At 43.6% G+C, this 684-nt stretch carries 1 protein-coding gene and 1 pseudogene; one reads left to right on the forward strand and one right to left on the reverse strand.

Annotated features, from left to right (window positions below; all coding sequences use genetic code 11):
- Positions 1-329 (forward strand): annotated as a pseudogene (locus R7R24_RS27175) (dipeptide/tripeptide permease); the annotation flags it as partial.
- 75 nt (positions 330-404) lie between these two features.
- On the opposite strand, the gene R7R24_RS27180 reads toward R7R24_RS27175, so the two are convergent.
- Positions 405-684: ferrochelatase (locus tag R7R24_RS27180; protein WP_318120194.1), on the reverse strand; the 280-nt coding region annotated here is incomplete at its 5' end.

The raw sequence follows: 684 nt of genomic DNA on the forward strand, positions 1-684 counted from the left end.
CGTTCTTCTTCCATACTTTGGGTGAACTGTGTCTATCCCCTATTGGCCTGTCTCTTGTAACCAAACTGGCTCCGCTACGTCTTGCATCGTTGATGATGGGTGCATGGTTTGGTTGTAACGCTATTGCGAACTATGTCGCTGGTTACGTGGGTTCTCATGTGGGTGAACTTGGTGCAATGGCTATCTTTAGTGGCATCGCAGTAACTGCATTGATCAGTGGTGTGATTCTAATGTTATTCTCGAACACGCTTGTTCGTTGGATGCACGGTGCAGAAAACACTCATAGCACTGCAGAACAAATTGAAGAGCAACAAACACAAGTTGCTTAACATGGTTTCAAGTTACTAAAAAGGGTCGCAATCGCGACCCTTTTTAGTATTCATTCGGTGCAGAATACCAAAGCTCTACAGCTTGCTGCGTACTAGTTCTGCCATCATATCGATATGCATGTCATCGTCGTTAAGGCATGGAATATAGTGGAACTGCTCACCACCAGCTTCCATAAAGATCTCTTTGTTCTCTCCAGCTATTTCTTCCAACGTTTCTAAACAATCAGATGAAAATGCAGGAGTCATGATATCAATTTTCTTCACGCCTTTACTGGTGATGGTTTCCAATGTTTTATCAGTGTAAGGCTGTAGCCACTCTTCTCGGCCAAAACGAGACTGATAAGACATACCAATC

This window comes from Vibrio sp. 704, from assembly GCF_033339295.1.